The sequence below is a fragment of the Streptomyces sp. NPDC032721 genome (assembly GCF_055579625.1).
Map to the genome: position 1 here is coordinate 95,821 of NZ_JBVIMX010000005.1, position 20,733 is coordinate 116,553.

The 20,733-nt window shown below is 70.6% G+C and carries 17 protein-coding genes; 10 read left to right on the forward strand and 7 right to left on the reverse strand.

Going from position 1 to position 20,733, the window contains the following annotated elements:
* Positions 1-119: 119 nt before the first annotated feature.
* A complete protein-coding gene (locus ACZ5PB_RS12875) occupies positions 120-3,608 on the reverse strand; it encodes a molybdopterin-dependent oxidoreductase (protein ID WP_468690457.1) in 3,489 nt (1,162 codons plus the stop codon).
* Positions 3,609-3,826: 218 nt separating this feature from the next.
* On the opposite strand from ACZ5PB_RS12875, the gene ACZ5PB_RS12880 reads away from it, so the two are divergent.
* The 3 genes from ACZ5PB_RS12880 to ACZ5PB_RS12890 all read left to right on the forward strand — a co-directional run bounded on the left by ACZ5PB_RS12880 (position 3,827) and on the right by ACZ5PB_RS12890 (position 5,738).
* Positions 3,827-4,246, forward strand: coding sequence for a four-helix bundle copper-binding protein (locus ACZ5PB_RS12880; RefSeq protein ID WP_468690458.1), 420 nt, complete (start codon positions 3,827-3,829; stop codon positions 4,244-4,246).
* A gap of 262 nt (positions 4,247-4,508) precedes the next feature.
* Complete coding sequence (locus ACZ5PB_RS12885; protein WP_468690460.1) at positions 4,509-5,225, forward strand: helix-turn-helix transcriptional regulator; 717 nt, start codon at positions 4,509-4,511, stop codon at positions 5,223-5,225.
* A gap of 90 nt (positions 5,226-5,315) precedes the next feature.
* On the forward strand, positions 5,316-5,738 hold the full coding sequence (locus ACZ5PB_RS12890) for a hypothetical protein (RefSeq protein ID WP_468690461.1): 423 nt from the start codon (positions 5,316-5,318) through the stop codon (positions 5,736-5,738).
* Positions 5,739-5,843: 105 nt separating this feature from the next.
* Here the strand turns inward: ACZ5PB_RS12890 and ACZ5PB_RS12895 are convergent, their stop codons facing one another.
* A complete protein-coding gene (locus tag ACZ5PB_RS12895; protein WP_468690463.1) occupies positions 5,844-6,350 on the reverse strand; it encodes a hypothetical protein in 507 nt (168 codons plus the stop codon).
* A 427-nt stretch (positions 6,351-6,777) separates the two neighbouring features.
* On the opposite strand from ACZ5PB_RS12895, the gene ACZ5PB_RS12900 reads away from it, so the two are divergent.
* Positions 6,778-7,119 (forward strand): hypothetical protein, encoded by a 342-nt coding sequence (locus tag ACZ5PB_RS12900; RefSeq protein ID WP_468690465.1) that lies wholly within the window; start codon positions 6,778-6,780, stop codon positions 7,117-7,119.
* A 77-nt stretch (positions 7,120-7,196) separates the two neighbouring features.
* On the opposite strand, the gene ACZ5PB_RS12905 is transcribed toward ACZ5PB_RS12900, so the two are convergent.
* Positions 7,197-8,168: a multicopper oxidase domain-containing protein gene (locus ACZ5PB_RS12905; RefSeq protein ID WP_468690467.1), complete on the reverse strand. Its 972-nt coding sequence runs from the start codon at positions 8,166-8,168 to the stop codon at positions 7,197-7,199.
* 183 nt (positions 8,169-8,351) lie between these two features.
* On the opposite strand from ACZ5PB_RS12905, the gene ACZ5PB_RS12910 reads away from it, so the two are divergent.
* Entirely contained in the window at positions 8,352-10,883 is a 2,532-nt protein-coding gene (locus ACZ5PB_RS12910; RefSeq protein WP_468690469.1) for a ThuA domain-containing protein, read from the forward strand.
* 69 nt (positions 10,884-10,952) lie between these two features.
* On the forward strand, positions 10,953-13,121 hold the full coding sequence (locus ACZ5PB_RS12915) for an OmpL47-type beta-barrel domain-containing protein (protein WP_468690870.1): 2,169 nt from the start codon (positions 10,953-10,955) through the stop codon (positions 13,119-13,121).
* 87 nt (positions 13,122-13,208) lie between these two features.
* Here ACZ5PB_RS12915 and ACZ5PB_RS12920 read toward each other — a convergent pair whose 3' ends face one another.
* A complete protein-coding gene (locus tag ACZ5PB_RS12920) occupies positions 13,209-13,844 on the reverse strand; it encodes a TetR/AcrR family transcriptional regulator (RefSeq protein ID WP_468690471.1) in 636 nt (211 codons plus the stop codon).
* Positions 13,845-13,994: 150 nt separating this feature from the next.
* Between ACZ5PB_RS12920 and ACZ5PB_RS12925 the strand changes: the two genes are divergently transcribed.
* Complete coding sequence (locus tag ACZ5PB_RS12925; RefSeq protein WP_468690872.1) at positions 13,995-14,918, forward strand: alpha/beta fold hydrolase; 924 nt, start codon at positions 13,995-13,997, stop codon at positions 14,916-14,918.
* Here the strand turns inward: ACZ5PB_RS12925 and ACZ5PB_RS12930 are convergent.
* On the reverse strand, positions 14,878-15,792 hold the full coding sequence (locus ACZ5PB_RS12930) for a LysR family transcriptional regulator (RefSeq protein ID WP_468690473.1): 915 nt from the start codon (positions 15,790-15,792) through the stop codon (positions 14,878-14,880). The two genes, ACZ5PB_RS12925 and ACZ5PB_RS12930, sit on opposite strands and share 41 nt — an antisense overlap.
* Positions 15,793-15,888: 96 nt before the next feature.
* Between ACZ5PB_RS12930 and ACZ5PB_RS12935 the strand changes: the two genes are divergently transcribed.
* The gene (locus tag ACZ5PB_RS12935; protein WP_468690475.1) at positions 15,889-17,076 is read left to right on the forward strand and encodes a nuclear transport factor 2 family protein; all 1,188 of its coding nucleotides are present in this window, start codon (positions 15,889-15,891) and stop codon (positions 17,074-17,076) included.
* Positions 17,077-17,133: 57 nt separating this feature from the next.
* Here the strand turns inward: ACZ5PB_RS12935 and ACZ5PB_RS12940 are convergent, their stop codons facing one another.
* Positions 17,134-17,592, reverse strand: a complete 459-nt coding sequence (locus ACZ5PB_RS12940) for a carboxymuconolactone decarboxylase family protein (protein ID WP_468690477.1) — start codon at positions 17,590-17,592, stop codon at positions 17,134-17,136.
* Between the two features lie 103 nt (positions 17,593-17,695).
* On the opposite strand from ACZ5PB_RS12940, the gene ACZ5PB_RS12945 reads away from it, so the two are divergent.
* Complete coding sequence (locus tag ACZ5PB_RS12945; protein WP_468690479.1) at positions 17,696-18,595, forward strand: sigma-70 family RNA polymerase sigma factor; 900 nt, start codon at positions 17,696-17,698, stop codon at positions 18,593-18,595.
* Positions 18,596-18,599: 4 nt separating this feature from the next.
* Here the strand turns inward: ACZ5PB_RS12945 and ACZ5PB_RS12950 are convergent, their stop codons facing one another.
* On the reverse strand, positions 18,600-19,286 hold the full coding sequence (locus ACZ5PB_RS12950; RefSeq protein WP_468690480.1) for a GyrI-like domain-containing protein: 687 nt from the start codon (positions 19,284-19,286) through the stop codon (positions 18,600-18,602).
* Between the two features lie 309 nt (positions 19,287-19,595).
* On the opposite strand from ACZ5PB_RS12950, the gene ACZ5PB_RS12955 reads away from it, so the two are divergent.
* The gene (locus tag ACZ5PB_RS12955) at positions 19,596-20,603 is read left to right on the forward strand and encodes a hypothetical protein (RefSeq protein ID WP_468690483.1); all 1,008 of its coding nucleotides are present in this window, start codon (positions 19,596-19,598) and stop codon (positions 20,601-20,603) included.
* Positions 20,604-20,733: the final 130 nt, after the last annotated feature.

A 20,733-nucleotide genomic window follows, 5' to 3' on the forward strand; every position in this document is an offset into this window, starting at 1 on the left:
CCTGACATACGGCAGTGGCTGCCGACAGGCGGAAGTGCCTGGAAGTGATCTTTGGGATGGACCACACCGTAGGCCGGGGTCCCGGCGCCACGCGAAGGATTAAATCCGGCCGACGAAATTCAGGCATCCAGCACGAGATCGGTGGCGGGGACCGACTGACAGGTCAGGGCGGTGTCCTCGGGGAGGGCGTCGGAGGTGGCCACGAGGTGGGAGACCTCCCCCTTGACCACCGGGCAGGCACAGCTCTCGCACTGGCCGACCCGGCAGCCGCTGGGCATCCGTACACCTGCCCGCTCGCCGAGTTCGAGGAGCGTTCCCGCCGTCTTCGTCCAGGTCACTTCGCGGCCGGAGCGGGCGAACCGGACCGTGTGCCGGGCGTCGTCCGGGATCTCCACCGTCCGCCGCTCCGCGGTGAACCGTTCGGTGAAGACCTCGAAGCGCGGTACGCCCCGGGCGGCGAGGCCGGTCGTGAGTGCGTCGAGCATGGGCCCGGGGCCGCACAGGTAGAAGCGGGCCCGCCGCTCGTACAGCGTGGGATCGATGTCCTGGGGGCGGATGTTCCCGGCCTGGTCGTAGTCGGTGCCGAGTACGTCCTGGGGGCGGGGATCCGCGTAGTGCGTGTGGATCCGGAGCGTCGGCAGTGCGGTGGCCAGGCGGCTCAGCCGGTCGCGGAAGGGGTGGTCGCCGCCGTGGCGCACGCCGTAGTGGAGGACGGTCTCCGGCACGCTCCCGCCGACGGCCGCCAGGGTTTCCAGGTGGCAGAGGAACGGGGTGATGCCGATGCCGCCCGCCAGCAGCACCACCGGGTGGTCGGTGTGCAGCGGGATCCGGAACGAGCCGCCGGGCGAGGTGACTTCCAGCCGGTCGCCGACGGCCAGGCCCTCGTGGATCCAGCTGGACACGGCTCCGCCCGGTTGGCGGCGTACCGCCAGCGCGTAGCCACGCCGGTCCGGGTCGACCGCCGCCGAGGTCAGCGAGTAGCTGCGCGCCTGGTCCGGGCCGGGGGTGCCGGGGGCGGGCCGGATCGTCAGGTACTGGCCCGGGGCGTGGTCGGGCAGCGGGCCGCCGTCGGCGGGTTCGAGGAAGAGGGTGCGTACGCCGGTCCCTTCCGGGCAGTTCCCGTCCAAACCGGTCCCGTCCGTGCCGGTCGCCGTCACCGTGAAGGTGCGGGTGCCCGTCCAGGTGCCGTCGCAGGGCTCCGGCTCGATCGTGCAGGCGGCCGAGCGCAACGGGGCGGAGCCGCTCAGGGGGTCGGTCTCGGAGTGGTCCACGAGGCGGTTGTAGTTGCTGCCGCCCGCGGCCAGCGGGTCGGCGCCCGGCAGGGCCAGGTCCGGGGCGTCCTGCCACCAGCCGTACTCGCCGACGACGACACCGGGGTGCAGTGAGTCGTCGAACCTGGCCCGCAGCCTGATCGAGCCCAGCCGGGTCGACAGCCGCAGCCATCGGCCCTCCCCGATGCCCTTGGCGGCGGCCGTGCTCGGGTGCAGGTCCAGGCAGGGGTCGGTGGACCTGCCGCGCAGCCCGGACACGCCCCGGTGCTGGCTGTGCACGAAGTAGCCGTGCTTCGCGCAGGTCAGGACCAGGGGATACGCCTCGTCGGTGCCGGCGGGTTCGCGGTGCTCGGGCACCGCCGGGTAGCCGTGGTCCAGGAGCCGCTGCGAGTACAGCTCGACGCGCCGGGTGGGGGTGGCGAAGCCGGTGACCGCTCCGTCGGGGCCCGCACCGCCCGGGGCCGGGGCGGCGTAGCGGCGCTCGGCCGTCGGGCGGGGCACCCGGATGCCGCCGGGCTCGGCGCGCAGTGCGGCGGTGGTCAGGCCGAGGGGTTCCAGCTGCCAGTTCCAGGCCGCCTCGATGTCGCCGTCGAAGAACAGCCCGCCCATCCCCATCCGCCGTGCGAGGTCGAAGACGATCTCGGTGTCGGAGCGGGTGCCGGGCAGCGGGTCGACGATCGCCTGGCGCAGCTGGACGTGTTCCTGGGCGCGGTGCCCGGTCTCGAAGCCGAAGCGCAGGGCCTCGTGTTCGTACGCGCTGTTGACCGGGAGCACGATGTCGGCGCTGGTGCTGGTGGGGTTGTGGAAGAGGTCCAGGTGGACCTGGAAGTCCAGCGCGCGCAGCGCCTTGGCCATGCGGTCCGAGCCGGGCTGCGCCACGACGAGGTTGGACCCGAAGCCGACCAGGGCGCGTACCCGGTACGGCTGGTGTTCCTCGACGGCGCGGCACAGGTCGCCCGCGTTGACGTAGCCCTGCGAGGGCGGGCCGAGCGGGTGCTTGTCCAGGCCGAGGGCCTTGGCCCGCTGTGCCGGGTCGAGGCAGGCGAGGGTGCCGGCGGGGCGGAAGGGCGGTGGCGGTACGGGGCGGTTGCCGCCGGGGGTGTCGAAGGAGCCGGTGAGGGCGTACAGCGTGGCCAGTGCGCGCTCGGTCTGGGCGGCGTTGGTGCCCTGTCCGACGCCGGTCCAGCCGTAGTAGGCGACGCGGCGGGCGGAGCCGATCGCGGCGGCCAGCGCGCGGATCTCCCGCTCCGGGATCCAGGTGGTGGCTGCGACCCGGTCGGCGGGCCACTGGGCGCAGGAGCGTGCGTACAGCTCGAAGGCCGGGGTGCACCGTACGGACCGGCCGTCGCGCAGCCGGACGCGGTGGCTGCCGCGCAGGGCGAGGGTTTCGGGGGTGCGGGCGGCGTGGGCGGTGTCGTGGGCGCGGGTGGAGCGGGTGCGCTCGTCCCATACGACGAAGGCGCTCGCGCTCGCGTCGGCCGCATCCGTATCGCTTCCGGTGTCGGCGAGGTCGGCGGCGGCGAGGAAGGAACCGTCGTCGGAGCGGACGAGGAGTGGGCCGTTCGTCCAGGAGCGGACGAAGTCCTCGTCGTACGCACCCTCCTCGATCAGCAGGTTCGCGAGGCCGAGCGCGAGCGCCGCATCGGTGCCGGGCCGTACCCGCAGCCACTGGTCCGCCCGTACGGCACTCGTGGAGCGCCGGGGGTCGATCACGGCGAGGCGGGCACCCCTGGCCTGGGCCGCCGACAGGGCGGCGGACTGCGCGAGCCACGTCTTGGCCGGGTTGAAGCCCCAGAGCAGGACGAGGTCGGCGTTCTCGTAGTCGGGCGGGGGCAGCGGGCCGCCGAAGGTGAAGCCGTGGGCGACGTCCTTGTGCCAGTTGCAGATCTCGGCGCTGTAGACGGTGTTGGGGCTGCCGAAGTGGCGGACGAACCGCTCGATCCACTCGGTGGCGTCGGAAACCATGGTGCCGCTGGGGGTGGCGACGCCGAAGGCGACGGCTTCGGGGCCGTCCTCGGCGGCGATGCGGGAGAGCCTGTCGGCGATCTCGTCGAGGGCCTCGTCCCAGGTGATCGGTGTCCAGCCCGGGTCGGGGTCGTCCTTGGGCCGGGTGCGGCGCAGCGGGGTGGTCAGGCGGCGGCTGCTGTGAACGATCTCGGCGGCGGCCCGGCCCTTGGGGCACAGGGCGGCGCCGGTGGGGTGTTCCTGGTCGGGCCGTACTCCGGTGATCCGCCCGTCCTCGACGGTGAAGACGGCTCCGCAGCGTGACTTGCACAGGGTGCAGAATCCCCGCTTCTCCTCGACCACGGTGTCCTCCGGACTGTCGGCGATGCGCACTCCTTGGATTCCATTGCACCGCCGCGACAGGCCGGGACACGCCGCCGAAGGTCCCGGAACGGCCGGAACAAAGTCCGTGCGGCGGGGGTCCGATGGCCGGTCTTCTCCGGTGGGTGGCCTGTCGTGTTCGGCCCGGTGAAGGATGTTGTGGGGGGTACTTCCCGGCGGGTGGCGGCGGGGCTAGCTTCGAAGGCCAGGGTCCCTCCTACCTGGCGGTGATGACGATGCAGACCCGTGAGCTGTTCGAATCCCTGGCTCCCCGTGCCGACCACCTCGACACCAGCACCCTCGCCCAGGCTGTCGACGCGCTGATGATGTGTGAGCAGGCCACGACCGCGTGTGCGAGCGCGATGCTCGACGCGAAGGAGGCGACCGAGCTGCAGCTGGCGATCAACCGGGATCTGGACTGCGCCGACGTCGCCGCGGCGACGCGCCGGGTGCTGTCCCGGGGCAGCGACCCCGAACCGGCGCTGCTGATGGCCCAGTTGGAGGCGTGCATCATCGCGTGCCAGCAGAGTCGGCAGGCCTGCGTGCAGCATGCGGGGCACCACGCGCACTGCCTGCTGTGTTCCGAGGTGACCGCGCAGACCGCGGCGGCCTGCCGGCAGGCGGTGCAGACCCTGCGCGACGCGCCGTGACCTGCGCGCCCTGATCGCCGATCGGCACACCCTGACCGGCGCGCCCCGGCGGTGGCACCGCTCAGCCGCGTGCGTACGGGCACCTTTCCGTCCGGTGCGCGTACGCAAGCGTGCGCCCAGCTGTTCCGGCCGTGGTCGCCCGGGATCACGGAGAGGTACTTGAACTCGTCCCCGAACGTGCCCTTGGCGCCGGCCTACCGGCCCACCAGATCTTCCGCGACCGGCCCTCCTTCAACCACCTGTTCGACTACGGTCGTTGGCTGTGAACCGAACCGAGCGTCTGTACGCGCTGGTGGAGGAGTTGCGAGCGGTCTCGCCCCGGCCGCGCAGTGCCAGGTGGCTCGCCGAGCGCTTCGGCGTCAGCACCCGCACCGTCGAGCGCGATCTCAGCGCCCTCCAGCAGTCCGGAGTGCCGCTCTACGCCGAACCGGGGCGCAGCGGCGGGTACGTGGTGGACAAGGAGCACACCCTGCCGCCGCTGACGATCACCCCGGCCGAGGCGGCGGCGCTGGCCGTCGCCCTGCACAAGCTGTCCGGGACGCCGTTCGCCGCGGACGCCCGCTCGGCGCTGCACAAGGTGTTCGCCGTCATGCCGCAGCGCGAGCGGCAGGCGGCGCGCGAGCTCGCCGCCCGGGTGCGGGTCGCCGCGCACCCCGTACCGCAGGACGCACTCCCCCACACCCTGTGCGAGGCCCTCTCGACCCGCCGGCTGCTGCACCTGAGCCTCGCGGACGAGGAGGGCGGGGCCGCCGGACGCACCGTCGAACCGGTGGGCTTCCTGGAGGGCGACCCCTGGTACTTCGTCGGCTGGTGCCGGGCGGACCGTGCCGTACGGGCCTTCCGGCTCGACCGCATCCGTGCGGCGCGGCTGCTGGAGGAGGCGGCCGAGCCGCGTGCGGTGGACCTCTCGGGGCTGGAGCTCCAGGGTGCCTCCGACCTCGGTCTCGTCCCGCTGGAGAAGCTCTACGGCTTCGCTTGAGCCGCCCACCGGCGGGCCAAACACCGACAGGGGGTTGTCGCCGTTGTTCCGGAGGGTGGGCGGACCACGCACCGACGACGGAAGGCACCCATGTCTGTCACGACGACCCCCATCACCGACTCCGCACCGCTGACCCGGGACGTCGGCAACAGGCTGGTGGAGCAGTGGGCGGCGCTCTGGAACGGAGACGTCGCCCTCGCCGACCAGATCCTCGCCCCCGGCTTCCGGATCTACTTCGCGGACGACTTCGGCACCAACGGCGCCGCCCACACCTTCGGCAAGGACGAACTGACCTCGTTCATCTCGGTCAACAGCCTCGCCGGGGGAACGTTCCACGCGGAGGCCGCACCGCTGGTCGACACCGAGCGCGGTGAGCTGGCCATCCGGTGGAGCGAGGGCAACGCCACCGACGGAGACCTCGTCGGCAAGAGCGGCATCGACATGTTCTCGGTCACCGACGGGCGGATCTCCGCCGTGTGGTCGATCACCGGCAACCACCGTTTCGCCGCCTGACCGGCGCGGCGCAGGCCGGCCGTGAGCCTGGCCGTCCTGCGCCGGTCCGTCGTCCGCTCTCCGTCGTCCGTTCTCCGTCGTCCGCTGTCCCTCGTCCGCTGTCCGTCAGCGCTTGACGGGCGGGCAGTGACCGGTGTCCTCGCCGATCGAGTTGATCTCGGCGTTGGAGCGGGAGTCACCGGCGTAGTTGATCTGGTCGGTGCACTTGGTTCCAGGCTTCTTCGGGGTGCCGGCGGGCGCGCTCTTCTTCTCCGGCTTCGGGCAGTGACCGGTGTCCTCGCCGATGGAGTTGATCTCGGCGTTGGAGCGGGAGTCGCCCGCGTAGTTGATCTGGTCGGTGCACTTGGTTCCGGGCTTCTTCGCGACGCCCGGGGCGGTGCCCCCGGAGGGCTTGTCCTTCGGGGCCGAAGGCTTGTCCGAGGCGGCCGAGGGGTTGTCCGTCGGTGCGGACGGAGCGGTCGTCGGGGCGGAGGACTGCGTACCGGAGGACGACGAGGAGGACGCGGAGGACGACGGCGCGCTGGTGCCGCTGTTGCCGCAGGCGGTGAGCGACAGGGCGGCCGCCACGGCGGTCAGGGTGAGCATCGAGATCTTCTTCTTGCGGACGAGCATCTTTCTCTCCTCAAACGGGTTCCTGCCCTCGACGGGCAGGCGTTCCGGCACTCGGGGACATCGGATCGTCGGGCTGTTCGGTGTCCCCCGGCCTCTTGCGGGGTTCTGCGGGTGGAGAGGGGGAGTGATCCCCCGGGCGTTCCTTTCGTGATCGCTGTATGACAGGACCGTGACAATCGGGCCGACGTGCCCGGTGTGCGCACGGCTCACGGCGGCGCCCGTAAATCAGTGGAGCCGTGCTCCCGTGTGCCGTTACCTTTCTGCCGCCCGCTGTTGTCACCTGCTGTCGCCCTGTCAAGGATGTGCCGATGTACACCAAGTGAGACATTCCGAACGCTGAACCGTCGCGCGCCGCGCCTTTGCGCCGTGCGTCATTTCGCTGTGGTCTTCTCACGGGAACCGGTGTATCTCTGTGTCCGAAATCCGGGTGGTTGTGCCCACCTGTCTGCCCCTCGCCCTCCACCGCTGCCGCCGCTGCCCCGCCGGGCGTCTGCGGGCGAGCGGTCTGCCCCGTATCGACGCCCATCACGTTCTCGGCCGGTTGCAGCCGAGGCTGTTGACGCTGTCGCAGGTCCCGTTCGTACGACGCCGGAGCCTGGTCGGCGCGGGCGTCGGGGCCGTGGCCGGGGGCGGGTCCGGTCGTCCGGCCTGGCAGTCGCCGTACGGCCCGCCTTCCCACCGGGCGCACCGCGGCCGGTGGCAGCCCGTGCCGGGGGTCGCAGCCCTGGCCTCGCCGAGGCGCGAGGCCCTGTGCGGGCGCTGCCTCTGACGGCCTCGGGGCGGTTCTCGCTCCGCTCGCCCTGACATGCGGAAGGCCGCCCCGGCGGGGCGGCCTTCCTGCGGTGCTCAGTGGTGGGGGTCGTACCCCGGGATCGTGCCGTCCGGCTTGGCCACCAGGAACAGGCCCGCCATTCCCATGTCCGAGTGGCTCTGTACGTGGCAGTGGTACATCCAGGCACCGGCCCCGACCCCCTCACCGGCCACCATCTGGAGGCCGAACGAGTCCGCCGGGCCGGTGATCTTGTTGTCGATGACCCGGCTCGGGTCGTTCGGGCCCGTCAGGAGGCCGGTGCGGTTGTCCGCCCAGCGGTGACCGTGGATGTGGAAGGTGTGGTAGTACTCGCCGTGGGTGATCATGACGATCTCGATGCGATCGCCCACCGTGGCCTCGAAGTTGGGGCTCTGGTGGCCCGGCTTGTTGTTGATCGTCATGTCGTTGAAGACGATGGTGTACGTCTTGTCAGGGAGCAGGTCGCCCTGGCGCCGGACGATGACCCCGCCGTAGAGGCCGTTGCGGATGCCGCCCGTTCCGTGCTCCGTACCGACGACGTGGTCGTGGTAGTGCCAGTAGCCCGCGCTGCCCTCGCGCCAGGTGCCGTCCTTGCGCTTGCCGGGGAGGTGGGTGCGCCAGGTGTAGGTGCGGGTGCCGCCGGGTTCGACGTGGCTGCGGTTCATCTTCGTACCGTCGCTGGCGATGTCGTAGTCCAGGCCGTGGACATGGAGGCTGGCGGCCACGTCCATGGTGTTCTCGAACTCGATGTGGAGGGTGTCGCCCTCGTTGATGTCGATGAGCGGGCCGGGGACCGATGCCTTGCCCTTCTCGAAGCCGTAGCCCATCTGTCCGCCGGGCAGCTTCTCCGCGTACATCTTGAGGTGGCGGACCTGGCCGCCGGCGGGGGCGGTCTTCGGCGGGGTGCCCGGGGCGGCGGCCGCCTGGGCGGGAGGGCCGGAGGACAACGATGTCAGCGCGGTGGTGCCGGTCGCGGCCACCGCTGTTCCGCCCACCAGCAGGCGTCTGTTGAAGCTGCGTCTGTCCATGCGGAACTCCCCATCCTGGTACGGAGATTGACGGCGTCACGGTAGCGGCGCGACGCGGGTTTATCCACACTCAGGACAAAGTTGCACCCAGTGCGGTGATAACTCTTGGCGAACCGGGAAAAGGGGTCTAGCTTCATCGCCGTTCCTGTGACCACTGAGCCACAGAGGGATGGGTGAGTACTTATGCAGCATCCGCAGAGCACGCCACATCACCGGCCGAGACCAACCCGCCGTGCCTGGGCGGCAGTTCTCGCGGCGGGAGCAGTTGCCGCCTCACTGCTCGGCGGTACGTCCGCGTCCGCCCGGCCGTACCCCGACGATCCGGCCCCCTCGGCCAGGGAGGCCCTGAAGGCCAAGGTCAGGACAACGTTGTCCCTGCCCTCCCCGCCCGGCAGCGGGGCCACCGTCAAGGTCCTCGTCTTCCACGCCTCCGCGTCCGGCGAGGAGGCGCCCAACGTCAACGCGGGCATCGAGGCGGTGGAGAAGATCGGCGCCTCCGGGCCCGCCGCCCAGCGGTTCAGCGTCGTGGCCACCGACGACGCGGGCATCTTCACCAAGCCCCGGCTCGGCAAGTTCAACGCGGTCGTCTTCCTGACCGACGGCGGCGACGTCCTCGACCCGGAGCAGGAGGCGGGCCTGGAGGCGTACATGGAGGCGGGCGGCGGCTTCCTCGGCATCCACGACGCCGCGCGCACGGAACCGTACTCGGAGTGGTTCGGCGCCCTGGTCGGCGCGCGCGCCGTCACGGGCAGCGGATCCGCCGTGCAGCGGGCCACCGTCGAGGTCGGCGACCGGCAGCATCCGGCGGTCAAGTCGCTGCCGCTGGAGTGGAAGCGGCCGGACAAGTGGCTGAACTGGACCACGAACCCGTCCGGCGACGTGCACACCGTGGCCCGGGTCCGCGAGGCCACCTACCAGCCCGGCACCGGCGCGAACGGCGCCGACCACCCGGTCTCCTGGTGCCGTGACTACGACGGCGGCCGGTCCTTCTACACCGGCATGGGCGGCACTGCCGAAGCCTTCGCCGAGACCGACTTCCGCGACCACCTGCGCGGCGCCCTGCTCTGGACCACCCGCCTGGAGCACGCCGACTGCCGTGCCGCGATCAACTCCAACTACACGGCCGAGCGCGTCACTTCGCCCAACCAGCCCGGCCAGACCGACCAGATCGGCGAGCCGCACGGCATGGTCGTCGCCAAGGACGGCCGGGTCGTGTACATCGGCCGGGGCGGTGCGGCGGGCAACGCCCCCGTCGTCACCGACTGGAACAACCCGGACATCGGCAAAGGTCAGGGGCAGGTCCACGTCTACGACCCGAAGACGAGGAAGGTCACCTTCGCCGGCGCCCTCACCGTCTTCGGCAACAAGGGCGGCGGCGACGAACTGATCAAGAACGAGGAGGGGCTGCTTGGCGTCGAGCTCGACCCCGACTTCCTCACCAACGGGTGGGTCTACCTCCACTACACCCCGCACTCCCGGATCAACCGCGACACCCACATGGCCGAGCGCCGGGTCTCCCGCTTCACCCTCGACCCGGCCACCAACAAGCTGGACCTGGCGAGCGAGAAGGTGCTGCTCGACTGGCCGGTGCAGATCCACAGCTGCTGCCACGCGGGCGGCGGCATGGCCTGGGACTCCAAGCAGAACCTGTACATCGCGACCGGTGACAACAACTCCTCGCAGTTCAGCGGGGGTTACTCCGGGAACAATCCGCAGCCGAACTTCAAGGGCGTCTCCTTCGCCGACGCCCGCAGGACCGCCGGGAACACCAACAACCTCAACGGCAAGATCCTGCGCATCCACCCCGAGGACGACGGCACCTACACCCTCCCTGCCGGGAACCTCTTCACCGGCCGGGAACCCGACGAGGGCGGCGGCAAGACCCGGGGCGAGATCTACGTGATGGGCGTGCGCAACCCGGCTCGCATCGCCGTCGACCCCAAGACCGATGTGCTGTACGCGGGCTGGGTCGGTCCGGATGCCGGGGAGCCCAGCACCACCTGGGGCCCCGCCAAGTACGACACGTTCGCGGCGATCACCAAGCCGGGCAACCACGGCTGGCCGTACTGCATGGGCAACAACCAGCCCTACCGGGACCGCAACCTGCCAGACCCGGACAAGCCGCTCGGCTGGTACGACTGCGCCAAGCCCAAGAACGAGTCGCCGAACAACAACGGCCTGGTCAACCTGCCTGCCATCACCCCCAACACCATCTGGTACTCCCCCCAGGGCGGCGCGCCCGACTACCCCCGCGACGCCAACGGCGTCCCCAGCTACAAGATCTCCGAGCAGAAACTGCTGCTGCCCTGGCTCAAGGGCGGCGGCCAGGCCACCATGAACGGCCCGGTCTACCGCTACGACGCGGCGAGCACGAGCAAGGACAAGTGGCCCTCGTACTGGGACGGCAAGTGGTTCGTCGGTGACTTCTACGACTCCACCCAGCCCCGGCACGCCGTGCTCACCGACCCGAGAACGGTCGGAAAGGGCGGGCTGCCCACGCACGCCGAATCCCTGAAGAAGATCATCCCGGTGGGGGCCACGGGCATCCGCAACCTCATGGACTGGAAGTTCGCCCCCGACGGCTCGCTCTACGTCCTGGACTACGGGCGGGGCTTCTTCACCCTGGACGACAAGTCGGCGCTGTGGCGCGTGACGTACAAGGGCGGCGAGCCGACCCCGGCCGCCGGTGACGTGGTCAAGAAGGAGGTGAGGTGAGTGCCCGTCAGGAGATCGCAGGGACATGCAACTCCCCGTGTGTGGAAGGCGGTTCTGGCCGCCGTGCTGATGGTTCTCGGGCTGGCGTCGACGGCCGCGTACGGCGGGGGCAAGCCCGCGCCCGCCTCCGGACGGGCCGCGCAGACGCTCACCTGGACGGCCGGTGACCCCATCGACCGCTATCTGACGTTCCCCACCACGGCGGTCGCGGGACCCACCACGATCGTCTTCGAGAACAGCACGGCGACCGGCAACACCACGAGCATGCCGCACACGCTGACCTTCGACGTGTCGGACCCCGAGTACAACAACGACGTACCGCTCAACATCCTCGCCAACCCCGGTGACGCCCAGGGCGGCAAGCACACCGCCGAGGTCACCCTCACCCCGGGCCGCTACCGGTTCCACTGCACCATCCCCGGTCACGGCTCGATGCAGGGCATCCTCACCGTCACCGACGGGGGCGGCGGTCCCGACACCACCGCGCCCGTGACCTCCGCGAAGGTCGACGGGGAGCAGAACGCGGACGGCGACTACATCGGCCACGCCACCGTGACCGTGTCCGCGACGGACGAGGGCGGCTCGGGCGTCGAGAAGACCGAGTACGCGCTGGGTGCCGGCGGCGCCTGGACCCCGTACACCTCCCCCGTGATGATCCACGAGGTCGGTACGCACAAGGTCCGCTACCGGGCCACCGACAAGGCCGGGAACACGGCCGCCGAGAAGGCCGTCGACTTCAAGGTCGCGGCGCCGCCCACCGACGACAGGACTCCGCCGGAGACCTCGGCGACGGTGACCGGCGAGAAGGACGAGCAGGGCCGGTACGTCAACATGGCGACGGTCACCGTGACCGCGTCCGACACCGGCTCGGGCGTCAACCGGATCGAGTACGCGCTCGGGGCGGCCGGCGCCTGGACCCCGTACACCGCACCGGTGATGGTCCACGAGGCAGGCGTCCACAAGGTCCGCTACCGGGCGAGCGACAAGGCGGGCAACGTCGCCGCCGAGAAGGCCGTCGACTTCACCGTCGTCGTCCCGCCCGCCCAGGACAGGACACCGCCGGTGACGGCTTCGACGGTGTCCGGCACCAGGAACTCCGACGGCGCCTACCTCGGCAGCGCGAAGACGACCGTCACCGCGACCGACACCGGGGGTTCGGGGGTCGACAAGGTCGAGTACTCGCTCGACAGCGGCCCCTACCTCGCCTACACGGCCCCCGTGGTCGTCGACCGCGTCGGCCACCACACCCTGCTGCACCGGGCGACCGACAAGGCGGGCAACACCTCCGAGCCGAAGAGGGTCTCCTTCGACGTCGCGCCCGGCGGTGGCGTTCCCGCCCCCAACTGCCCCGAGTTCGACGAGCGGTTGACGGTCTTCGTGGGCACGGTCGACACGGGTGTGCCCAACCGGCTCACCCGTGGCCGCTGCACCATCGGCGAGCTGATCGAGGACGAGAAGGAGTGGACCTCGCACGCCCTGTTCCTCAAGCACGTCGACCAGGTGCTCGACAAGCTCCTCGCCGACGGTGTGATCGACCAGCGCGAGCACAGGAAGATCTACGCGGCGGCCAAGGCCTCCGGCATCGGCAAGCCGGGCCAGACCGAGGGCTACCGCCCGCTGTTCGACGGCACCGCCGCCTCGTTCGCGAAGTGGCAGCAGGTCGGCGGCGGTTCCTTCGGCCTGAACGCCGACGGGACGATCACCAGCAGCACCACCGTGCCCGGCATGGGCATGCTGTGGTTCCCGTCCCGGAAGTACGAGAACTTCTCGCTGAAGCTCCAGTTCCGCGACGACGCGCCCGGGGACACCAACTTCGCCAACTCCGGTGTCTTCGTGCGCTTCCCGAACGTCCACGACCACCCGGAGGAGCCCCGGCCCGAGTGGGTGGCCATCAAGTACGGGCACGAGGTGCAGATCCTGGACCGTCCCGACGGCGACATGTACAAGACCGGCTCGCTCTACGGATTCGACCGCGTCGGCCTCGGCGGCGCGGGCGTCACCCCGAAGGGCACCTGGAACGACTACGAGATCCGGGTGGAGGGCCAGCACTACTCGATCCTCCGCAACGGCGTGCTGATCAACGAGTTCGACAACAACGGCGGGCAGGTCTTCGAGCCGCCGCGCGGTGACGACCCGGGCACCGACGGCCGCAGGTTCGCCTCCGGCTACATCGGGCTCCAGGTGCACGGGACGACCGACGTCGTCTCGTACCGCGACATCCGCATCAAGGAGCTGTAACCCGGCCACGAGGTCACGAGGTGACAAGGTCCTTGTGGTCCGGCGGGCGCGTCCGTGCTGTTCATCGGCGGACGCGCCCGTCGTGCGTCACACGCCCGGTTCGGAACGCGCGGCAGGAGCAGCGGAGTTGAAGATCCGGTCCAGGTGGTGGCGCAGGACCGCGACGGCCGATTCCGGCTCGCGCTGGCCGACCAGGATGCTGGTGCCCATGGTGGCCGTCATGGCGAGCAGGCTGATCGCCTCCGTACGGGCGTCGGCGCCGGGGTCGGCCAGCCCTGCCTCCTGGGCCTGTTCGAGCAGACCGGTGAGGGCGTTCTCGGCGGCGTCGGGATTGTCGATGAACGGCTGGGCCGCGAGCGCCTCGTCGGTCACGGCGAGCAGGGCGTACGAGCTGAAGAGGAGGTGGAAGGTGCGGCTCTCCTCGTCGGTCGGCAGCGAGGCCAGCAGCAGGGCCTCGGCGGTGGTGCGCGGGGAGGGGTCGGGGCCGGCGGCCACCAGGCGGGCTCCCACCCGGGCCGTGAAGCGGTCGGCGAGGTGCTGGAGTCCGTAGAAGAGCAGCTTCTCCTTGGTCTGGAAGTAGTACTGCACGAGGCGCAGCGACACTCCCGCCTCCGCTGCCACGTCCCGCATGCCGACGGCGTGCAGTCCGCGCCGTCCGGCCACCCGGACGAGTGCCTCGGCGACGTGCGTACGCCGTTCCTCGTGGTCCACGCGCTTCGGCATGTGCTCGGGGCTCCGCCCTTGAGTGGTGGGTACCGGTATCAGGCTCTCCGGTTGCCGGACATTTTCATGGTACGCCCGTATCAACTCCATGGTACGTTCGTATCACAAAGAATGGATCTTCCCGGAGGCTGCCCCGTGCCCGAGAACCCTGTGCCCGAGAGCTCGACCCGCGTGCGCCGTGACGTCGGCCGCTACGTCAACGACACCCTGCGCGACCGGTACTTCGAGGCGTGCGACACCGTCTACGCCATGGGCGCCCCCATCCGTTCGGAGACGGACGTGGAGACCTCCTTCGGCACCACGCACGTCTACCGGCACGGCCCGGCGGACTCGTCGCGCACACCGGTCGTCCTGATCCACGGCGCGGGCTACTGCTCCGCCATGTGGTACCCGAACACGCCCGCACTCAGCGCCGAACGGCCCGTCTACGCGCTCGACACCCCCGGCGACGCCGGCCGCAGCATCCACCGGGAGCCCATGTGGCAGCCCGAGCGCGCGGCGCAGTGGATGGACGAGGCCCTCGACGCGCTCGGTCTCGACCGGGTCCACCTGGTCGGTTCCTCCTACGGCGGCTGGCTCGTCATCAACCAGGCGCACCTGCGGCCCGGCCGGATCGCCTCGGTCACCGCCCTCGACCCGGGAGGGCTGGAGAAGGTGGGGCTGCGCTTCTTCGCCTGGGTCTTCGTCAGCCTCTTCGCCTCCTTCGCCCCCCGGGCGCTCCGCCCGAGGCTGGCGTCCTGGCTGGAGCAGCCGGTCATCGCACAGCCCGAACTGCGCAGGTGGATCCAGGCGGGCGCGAGGGCCTTCCGGATACGCCGCCCGGCACCGCTGCCGCTGTCCGACGACGAACTGGCCTCGATCCGGACGCCGTTCCACCTGATCATGGGCAAGCGCAGCCTGCTCGTACACCCGAAGCGGCAGCTGGAGCGGGTGCCTCGGCTGATCCCCGGCGCCCGCGCCGAGATCGTCGCCGCCAGTGGGCACGGGCCGCAGCTGGACCACCCCGACCTCGTCAACGCGCGGATGCTCGCCTTCATGGAGGAGGTGGACTCCCGGGTGGGCGGGCCTCGTTGAAGACGGCGGCGAGCCGGTCGAGGAGAGGGGCCGTGCTGGGGTGGGGGTCGCGGCGTGGGGCGAGGGTGTGGATGCCCCGGGTCGGGGGGTCGACGAGGCCCACGGTAGTGACATCGGTGCGCAGCGCGCGGGTCAGGACCCCGGGGATCAGGGCGATGGCGTGACCGGTGGCGACCAGGGCCAGCTTGCCGTGCAGGTCGGCCGCGGCGAGGTCGATGCGGGCGGTGACCCCGGCGCGGGCGGCGTGCCGGCGCAGGAGGGCGGCGGAGCCTTCGTTGTCCTCGGCCCAGGTCTCGTCGGCCAGCGTCCGGATGTCCACCGGGCCGTCCCCAGCCCTCGGGTGGCCTGCGGGCAGGACGACCACCATCTCGTCCAGGCCGAGGAACCGTTGCTCGACCCTCGGGTCGTGGGGCAGGCCGGGCGGGGCGTCGGTGACGACGGCAAGGTCGAGGTCGCCCGTGCTCACCCGGTGGTGCAGCTCCGTGCTCAGACCGGGGGTCAGGCTCCAGCGGGTGGATCCGGCGTGCTCCAGCAGACGGCGGATGGCCTCGGGGACGATGCCGGAGGCCAGCGAGGGCGTGGCGCCGACAGCCAGCGGGCGGCTGTACGCCCCGCCGTGCACCTCCCGTGCGGCGCGCACGGCGCGGTCGGCCTCGTTGAGCGTGGCCAGGGCATGGTGCCGGAACACCTCACCGGCCGGAGTCGGACGCACCCCACGCGCGTGGCGCTCCATCAGGGGTACGCCGATCTCCCGCTCCAGTCCGGCGATCTGGCGGGAGACCGCCGACTGGGTGTGGTTGAGCTCGACGGCCGCCGCCGACAGGGAGCCCAGGCGGCACACCGTCACGAAGGTCCGCCACACGGTCAGTTCCATGGGCGCCAGTATGACCGGTGGGTATGCGAGTTCCGCAGGGCTGCCCTGCGAAATCTGCGCTTGTCGCAACTCCCTTGAGGTACCAGCCTGTTCCCCATGACCGCACTCGTGACCACCGCACTCGGCACCATCGACCTCCACACTCTCGCCGTCCTCGGCCTGGGCCGCATGGGCGACGCGATGGCGACCCGACTCGACGCCCAGGGCTGGGATGTCATCGGCTGGACCCGCTCGGGGCGCGCGTCGGGGGCCGTCGAGGTGTCCGGCGAGCCGCACGAAGCGGTGGCGCGGGCCGATCTCGTACTCCTGGCACTGTTCGACGGACCCGCGTGCCGGGAGGTGCTCGACGAGGTGCGTGACGCGCTGCGCCCTGGCACGGTCGTGGTGAACACCGGCACCGTCTCCCCCATCGAGGCGGCGGACCTGGCCCGGCGGTTCGGGCCGTACTACCTCCACGCGCCCGTGCTCGGCTCCGTACCGGCGGTCCGCGCGGGCACCCTGGAGATCCTCGCCGCCGGGGAGCAGGACGTTCTGGACCGTACCCGCCCTGTGCTGGAGGCGCTCGGTACCGTACGACGCGTCGACGACGCCCGTACCGCCGCCTCGCTCAAGCTGATCGCCAACAACAGCCTCGCCGGAGCCGTCCTCGCACTCCGCGACACACTGCGGCAGGCCGACGCCCTCGGACTGCCCCGCGACCAGGTGCTGGACGTCCTCGAACTCGGCCACCTCGGCAAGCTGGTGGCCCGCAAACGCCCCTTCCTCAGCGGCAGCCCGGTCTCCGGGACGGCCGAGTTCACCGTCGGCGCGCTGGCCAAGGACGTGGCCCTGCTGGGCGCCGCTTCGGGCGCCCCGTTGGGCGGTACGGCCGGGCTGGCGGGCCGACCCGCCGACCCCGAGGCCGACATCGCCGCTGCCGCGACCGCGCCCGCTCCCCCGGACGCCGTACTCGAACCCCTCCGCGCCTATCTGCGCGGGCACGCCACCGGCGACCCGGCCCACTTCCGCGACGCGTTCCTGCCCTCCGCCCACATCGAGGGGATGCGCGACGGTGCCTTCGTCTCGTGGCCGCTGGACGCGTACTGCGCCCTCTTCGGGGGAAGCCCGGCCCCGGACGAGCAGGCCCGTTCCCGCCGTATCGACACCGTCGACGTCCACGGCACCGTCGCGACCGCGACCATGACCCTGCACCACGGCGCGGACACCTTTACCGACGTGTTCCTGCTGGTCCATGTCGGCGACGGGTGGCGCATCGCCAACAAGGCGTACCACCGGCACACATGAGGGGGCGGGCACCGTCGCACGCGTACGTACGCAAACGGACGGTGCCCACCACCCGGCTCAGCCCCAGGTCCGGCCGGCCGGTTCCTTGACCGTGCGGTTGAGCCTGTTGAAGAAGTTGGTCAGCGCGATCTCCAGGTTGATCGCGCCGATCTCGTCCTCCGTGAAATGGGCGTTGGCCTCTTCCCAGACCGCGTCGGTGACGCCTTCCGCGCCGTCCTGCAGCCGGGTGGCCGCCTCGGCCAGCGCCAGTGCCGCGCGCTCCGCATCGGTGTAGAAGGGGGCCTCGCGCCAGGCCGCCACGTTGTGCAGCCGGTCGTCGGTCTCGCCGCTCTTCCTGGCTGCGGAGACGCTTGCGTACACGCAGGCGGAACAGCCGTTGATCTGACTGACGCGCAGGTGGACCAGGGTGAGCAGTTTCGGGTCGACGCCCGCGACCGCTATCGCCTTGTGGAGGTGCTGGATCGCGGTCCACAGGTCGGGGTTGCTGACGTTCTTGTTCTTGAGTCGGTTCTCCATGAGGTCGTGCTCTCCTTCATAGGGGTTACGTTCATGGGGGTTACGTTCCGGGGCTGGTGCCCGTCACCCCTATGACGGAGCAGCTTCCAGAAAGGTAACCACCATGGCTCACACCCACCCCACGGACCCGATCGCCGATGCCTTCGAGTCCCACCGCGACCGGCTGAGGGGCGTCGCCTACCGCGTGCTCGGCTCGCACGCGGACGCCGAGGACGCGGTCCAGGAGGCATGGCTGCGGCTCTCCCGCCAGGACGCCGGCACCATCGACAACCTCGCGGGCTGGCTGACCACCGTGGTCGGCCGGATCAGCCTGGACGTCCTGCGGTCGGGGCGGACCCGGCCGGAGGTCGCTCTCGACGACGAGCTGCCCGAGTACACCGTGACGCTCGACGACGCCCCCGCGCCGGAGGAACTCGTGGCGCTCGGGGACTCCGTCGGCCTCGCGCTGCTGACGGTCCTCGACTCGCTGCGCCCGGACGAACGGCTGGCGTTCGTGCTGCACGACGTGTTCGCCGTGCCCCACGGGGAGATCGGCACGATTCTCGGCAAGTCCGCCGACACGACCAAGATGCTGGCCAGTCGCGCCCGGAGGAAGGTGCGGGACGTACGCGACATGCGGGACGCCGAGCAGGCGGCGGGTGCCGGGCGGCAGCAGCGCGAGGTGGTGCGGGCCTTCCTGGCCGCAGCGGGAGAGGGCCGGTTCGAGGAGCTGCTGCGGGTGCTGCACCCGGAGGTGAAGTTCACCGTCCGCACCCCGGACGGTACGTTCGTCACGCTCGGGGCCACCGAAGTGGCCTCCCGGGCGCGGCTGGCAGGCGGCGCGGCCCAGGGACGTACGGTGACCGTCAACGGCCGCCCCGGAGTCGTCGCCTGGGGCGAGGACGGTACGCCGCGCTCCCTGCTCTTCTTCACCGTGACCGACGGGCGCATCACCGAGATGACCGCCCTCGTCGACCCGGCCGAACTGGCCCGGATGGACCTGCCGGGGCCGGGGGCTGCATGAGTGGTCAGCGGGGAGCGGTGGCGTCGTTGCCGCTGACCGGTTGTCTGAGGATGGTGCGCAGTTTCGCGGGGGCGACCTTGCGGGGATCGCTGAGGTAGATCTCGTGGTGCTTGCCGGTCATGCGGAGGCCGTTGTCCGGGATGAACTCGTCGTGCATTCGGGCCAGGACGGCGGCCTCGTCGTCGAAGGAGCCGACGTGCAGCGTCTGTACGCAGGTCCCCTCGGACAGCGGCTCCAGACGGATGTCGCCCAGGCGCGCCGGCCTTTCCCTGCTTCCCGTCCCGCTTCCCACCTGGTCGACGGCGGCGTCGAACATCTGCCGGTCGATCCAGTCCGGCGTCATGATCAGCAACGTCCAGCTCCACCGGGACTTGTCCCGCGCCACCGTGAAGGAGTCCATGTCCTCGGCCCACCACAGACCTTCCAGGGGCATGACGACGTAGTCGCGGCCGAGGTCGCGCTTGCTCGCGAACTTCAGCTTGTACGCCACCGGGTAGAGCGCCTGGAGCGCTTCGGCGTAGTCGGGCGAGGTGTTCGGGTCGCCGTGGCCGTCGATCATGAGGTAGCTCAGGTCGGGCACGTCCACGATCCGGATCCGGTCCCGTACGGCCCGGTAGCTGTCGAGGGTCTTCTTGAAGTCGACCTTATCGGTTCTGTCGGTTCTGTCGGTTCTGTCGGTTCTGTCGGTCATCGGGGTACCTGGACTCTGTGCGAGCCGCGACCTTTCTGGCGATGGGCGGGTCGACATCACCGTACGCACCGGATCACTCGCCGCAGGGCTGGTACATGCCATGAGGCCCCGGTACAAAGTCCCTGCCCCACGGGGTCCGCCGGGCCTTCCGACCCGGGCGCTGCCAGGACCTTCGGGTCTCGTAACAGAACATCGCGAACAGGTACTGGCATCCGTTACGAAACAGACAAATGGCCGCAACAGCTCCTATCTAGCGTTCTACGTGTCAAGACGATCGCCTCCGGGCGAACCGACCGTAAGGAACGTTCCGTGACCACGAACCGCCCCAAGAACCTGATCCGCACCGCCGCCGTGACCTCCCTCGTCAGCGGTGCACTGCTCATACCCGCGGCAGCGGCGTTCGCGGACTCCCCGGCCCCCGTCGACCCGTCCGTCGCCCTGTCCGACACCGGCAATACCGGCGACACCGGCAACACCGGCAACACCGCCACCTCCAACACCGGCGGCACGGACACTGCCAAGGAGAAGGACAAGACCAAGGACGACTCGGCGGACCCGAGCAAGTGGGGCGAGGTCTACACCGTCAAGCTCGGCAACGGCGCCACCGCCCAGATCCAGAACCGAGGCGGAGCCTACGTCGCCACCATCACCGTCAACGGCAAGGAAATCGCCACCCTCTCCTCCACCCACCCCACCATCACCAACGACGGCGTCAAGTACGAGCTCACCCCGTCCAACGGCCACGTCGGCATCGGCTACCTGAAGAACACCGACGACACGAAGAAGGACAAGAAGCAGGACCAGAAGCAGGACCACCGGGAGAACAAGGACCGGAACAAGGACCGGAGCAAGGACGACTCCGCGAACAAGAACAACAAGTGGGGCGAGGTCTACACCGTCAAGCTCGGCAACGGCGCCACCGCCCAGATCCAGAACCGAGGCGGAGCCTTCGTCGCCACCATCACCGTCAACGGCAAGGAAATCGCCACCCTCTCCTCCACCCACCCCACCATCACCTACAACGGCGTCAAGTACGAGCTCCACCCCTCCAACGGCCACATCGGCATCACCTACCTCAACTCCAAACACACCGACAACACTTCGCACGCCAAGAAGGTCCACCCCGCCCCGGCCCACAAGGCCAACGGAACGACCACCCACACCGGTGTCATCCCGAAGGGCGCCGTCAAGGCGGGCGCCGAGAACGTCGCCGACTCCGGCCCCTCGGGTCTCCTCATGGCCGCGGGCGGCATCGCCGCCGTCAGCGCCGCGGGCCTCGGCTTCGCCGTCCTGCGCCGCAACCGGAACAACGCCTGAGCCACCACCCACCACTCCCCCAGCGGGGGGGGGGGGGGGGGGACCCCGTCCCCCGGAAGAGGTTGCTCCCCCCGATGGCCCTCTGCCAAAAAAAAGGGGGGGGTGTGGTGGGTGGGGGGGGGGGAAAGAA

Coding starts and splice junctions, on each gene's coding strand:
- ACZ5PB_RS12920 (WP_468690471.1), bottom strand. CDS start 13,844: ATGCCGAAGCGCGTGGACCACGAGGAACGGCGTACGCACGTCGCCGAG.
- ACZ5PB_RS12895 (WP_468690463.1), bottom strand. CDS start 6,350: ATGCTCGTCCGCAAGAAGAAGATCTCGATGCTCACCCTGACCGCCGTG.
- ACZ5PB_RS12880 (WP_468690458.1), top strand. CDS start 3,827: ATGACGATGCAGACCCGTGAGCTGTTCGAATCCCTGGCTCCCCGTGCC.
- ACZ5PB_RS12940 (WP_468690477.1), bottom strand. CDS start 17,592: ATGGAGAACCGACTCAAGAACAAGAACGTCAGCAACCCCGACCTGTGG.
- ACZ5PB_RS12910 (WP_468690469.1), top strand. CDS start 8,352: ATGCAGCATCCGCAGAGCACGCCACATCACCGGCCGAGACCAACCCGC.
- ACZ5PB_RS12905 (WP_468690467.1), bottom strand. CDS start 8,168: ATGGACAGACGCAGCTTCAACAGACGCCTGCTGGTGGGCGGAACAGCG.
- ACZ5PB_RS12935 (WP_468690475.1), top strand. CDS start 15,889: ATGACCGCACTCGTGACCACCGCACTCGGCACCATCGACCTCCACACT.
- ACZ5PB_RS12930 (WP_468690473.1), bottom strand. CDS start 15,792: ATGGAACTGACCGTGTGGCGGACCTTCGTGACGGTGTGCCGCCTGGGC.
- ACZ5PB_RS12915 (WP_468690870.1), top strand. CDS start 10,953: ATGGTTCTCGGGCTGGCGTCGACGGCCGCGTACGGCGGGGGCAAGCCC.
- ACZ5PB_RS12945 (WP_468690479.1), top strand. CDS start 17,696: ATGGCTCACACCCACCCCACGGACCCGATCGCCGATGCCTTCGAGTCC.
- ACZ5PB_RS12890 (WP_468690461.1), top strand. CDS start 5,316: ATGTCTGTCACGACGACCCCCATCACCGACTCCGCACCGCTGACCCGG.
- ACZ5PB_RS12950 (WP_468690480.1), bottom strand. CDS start 19,286: ATGACCGACAGAACCGACAGAACCGACAGAACCGACAGAACCGATAAG.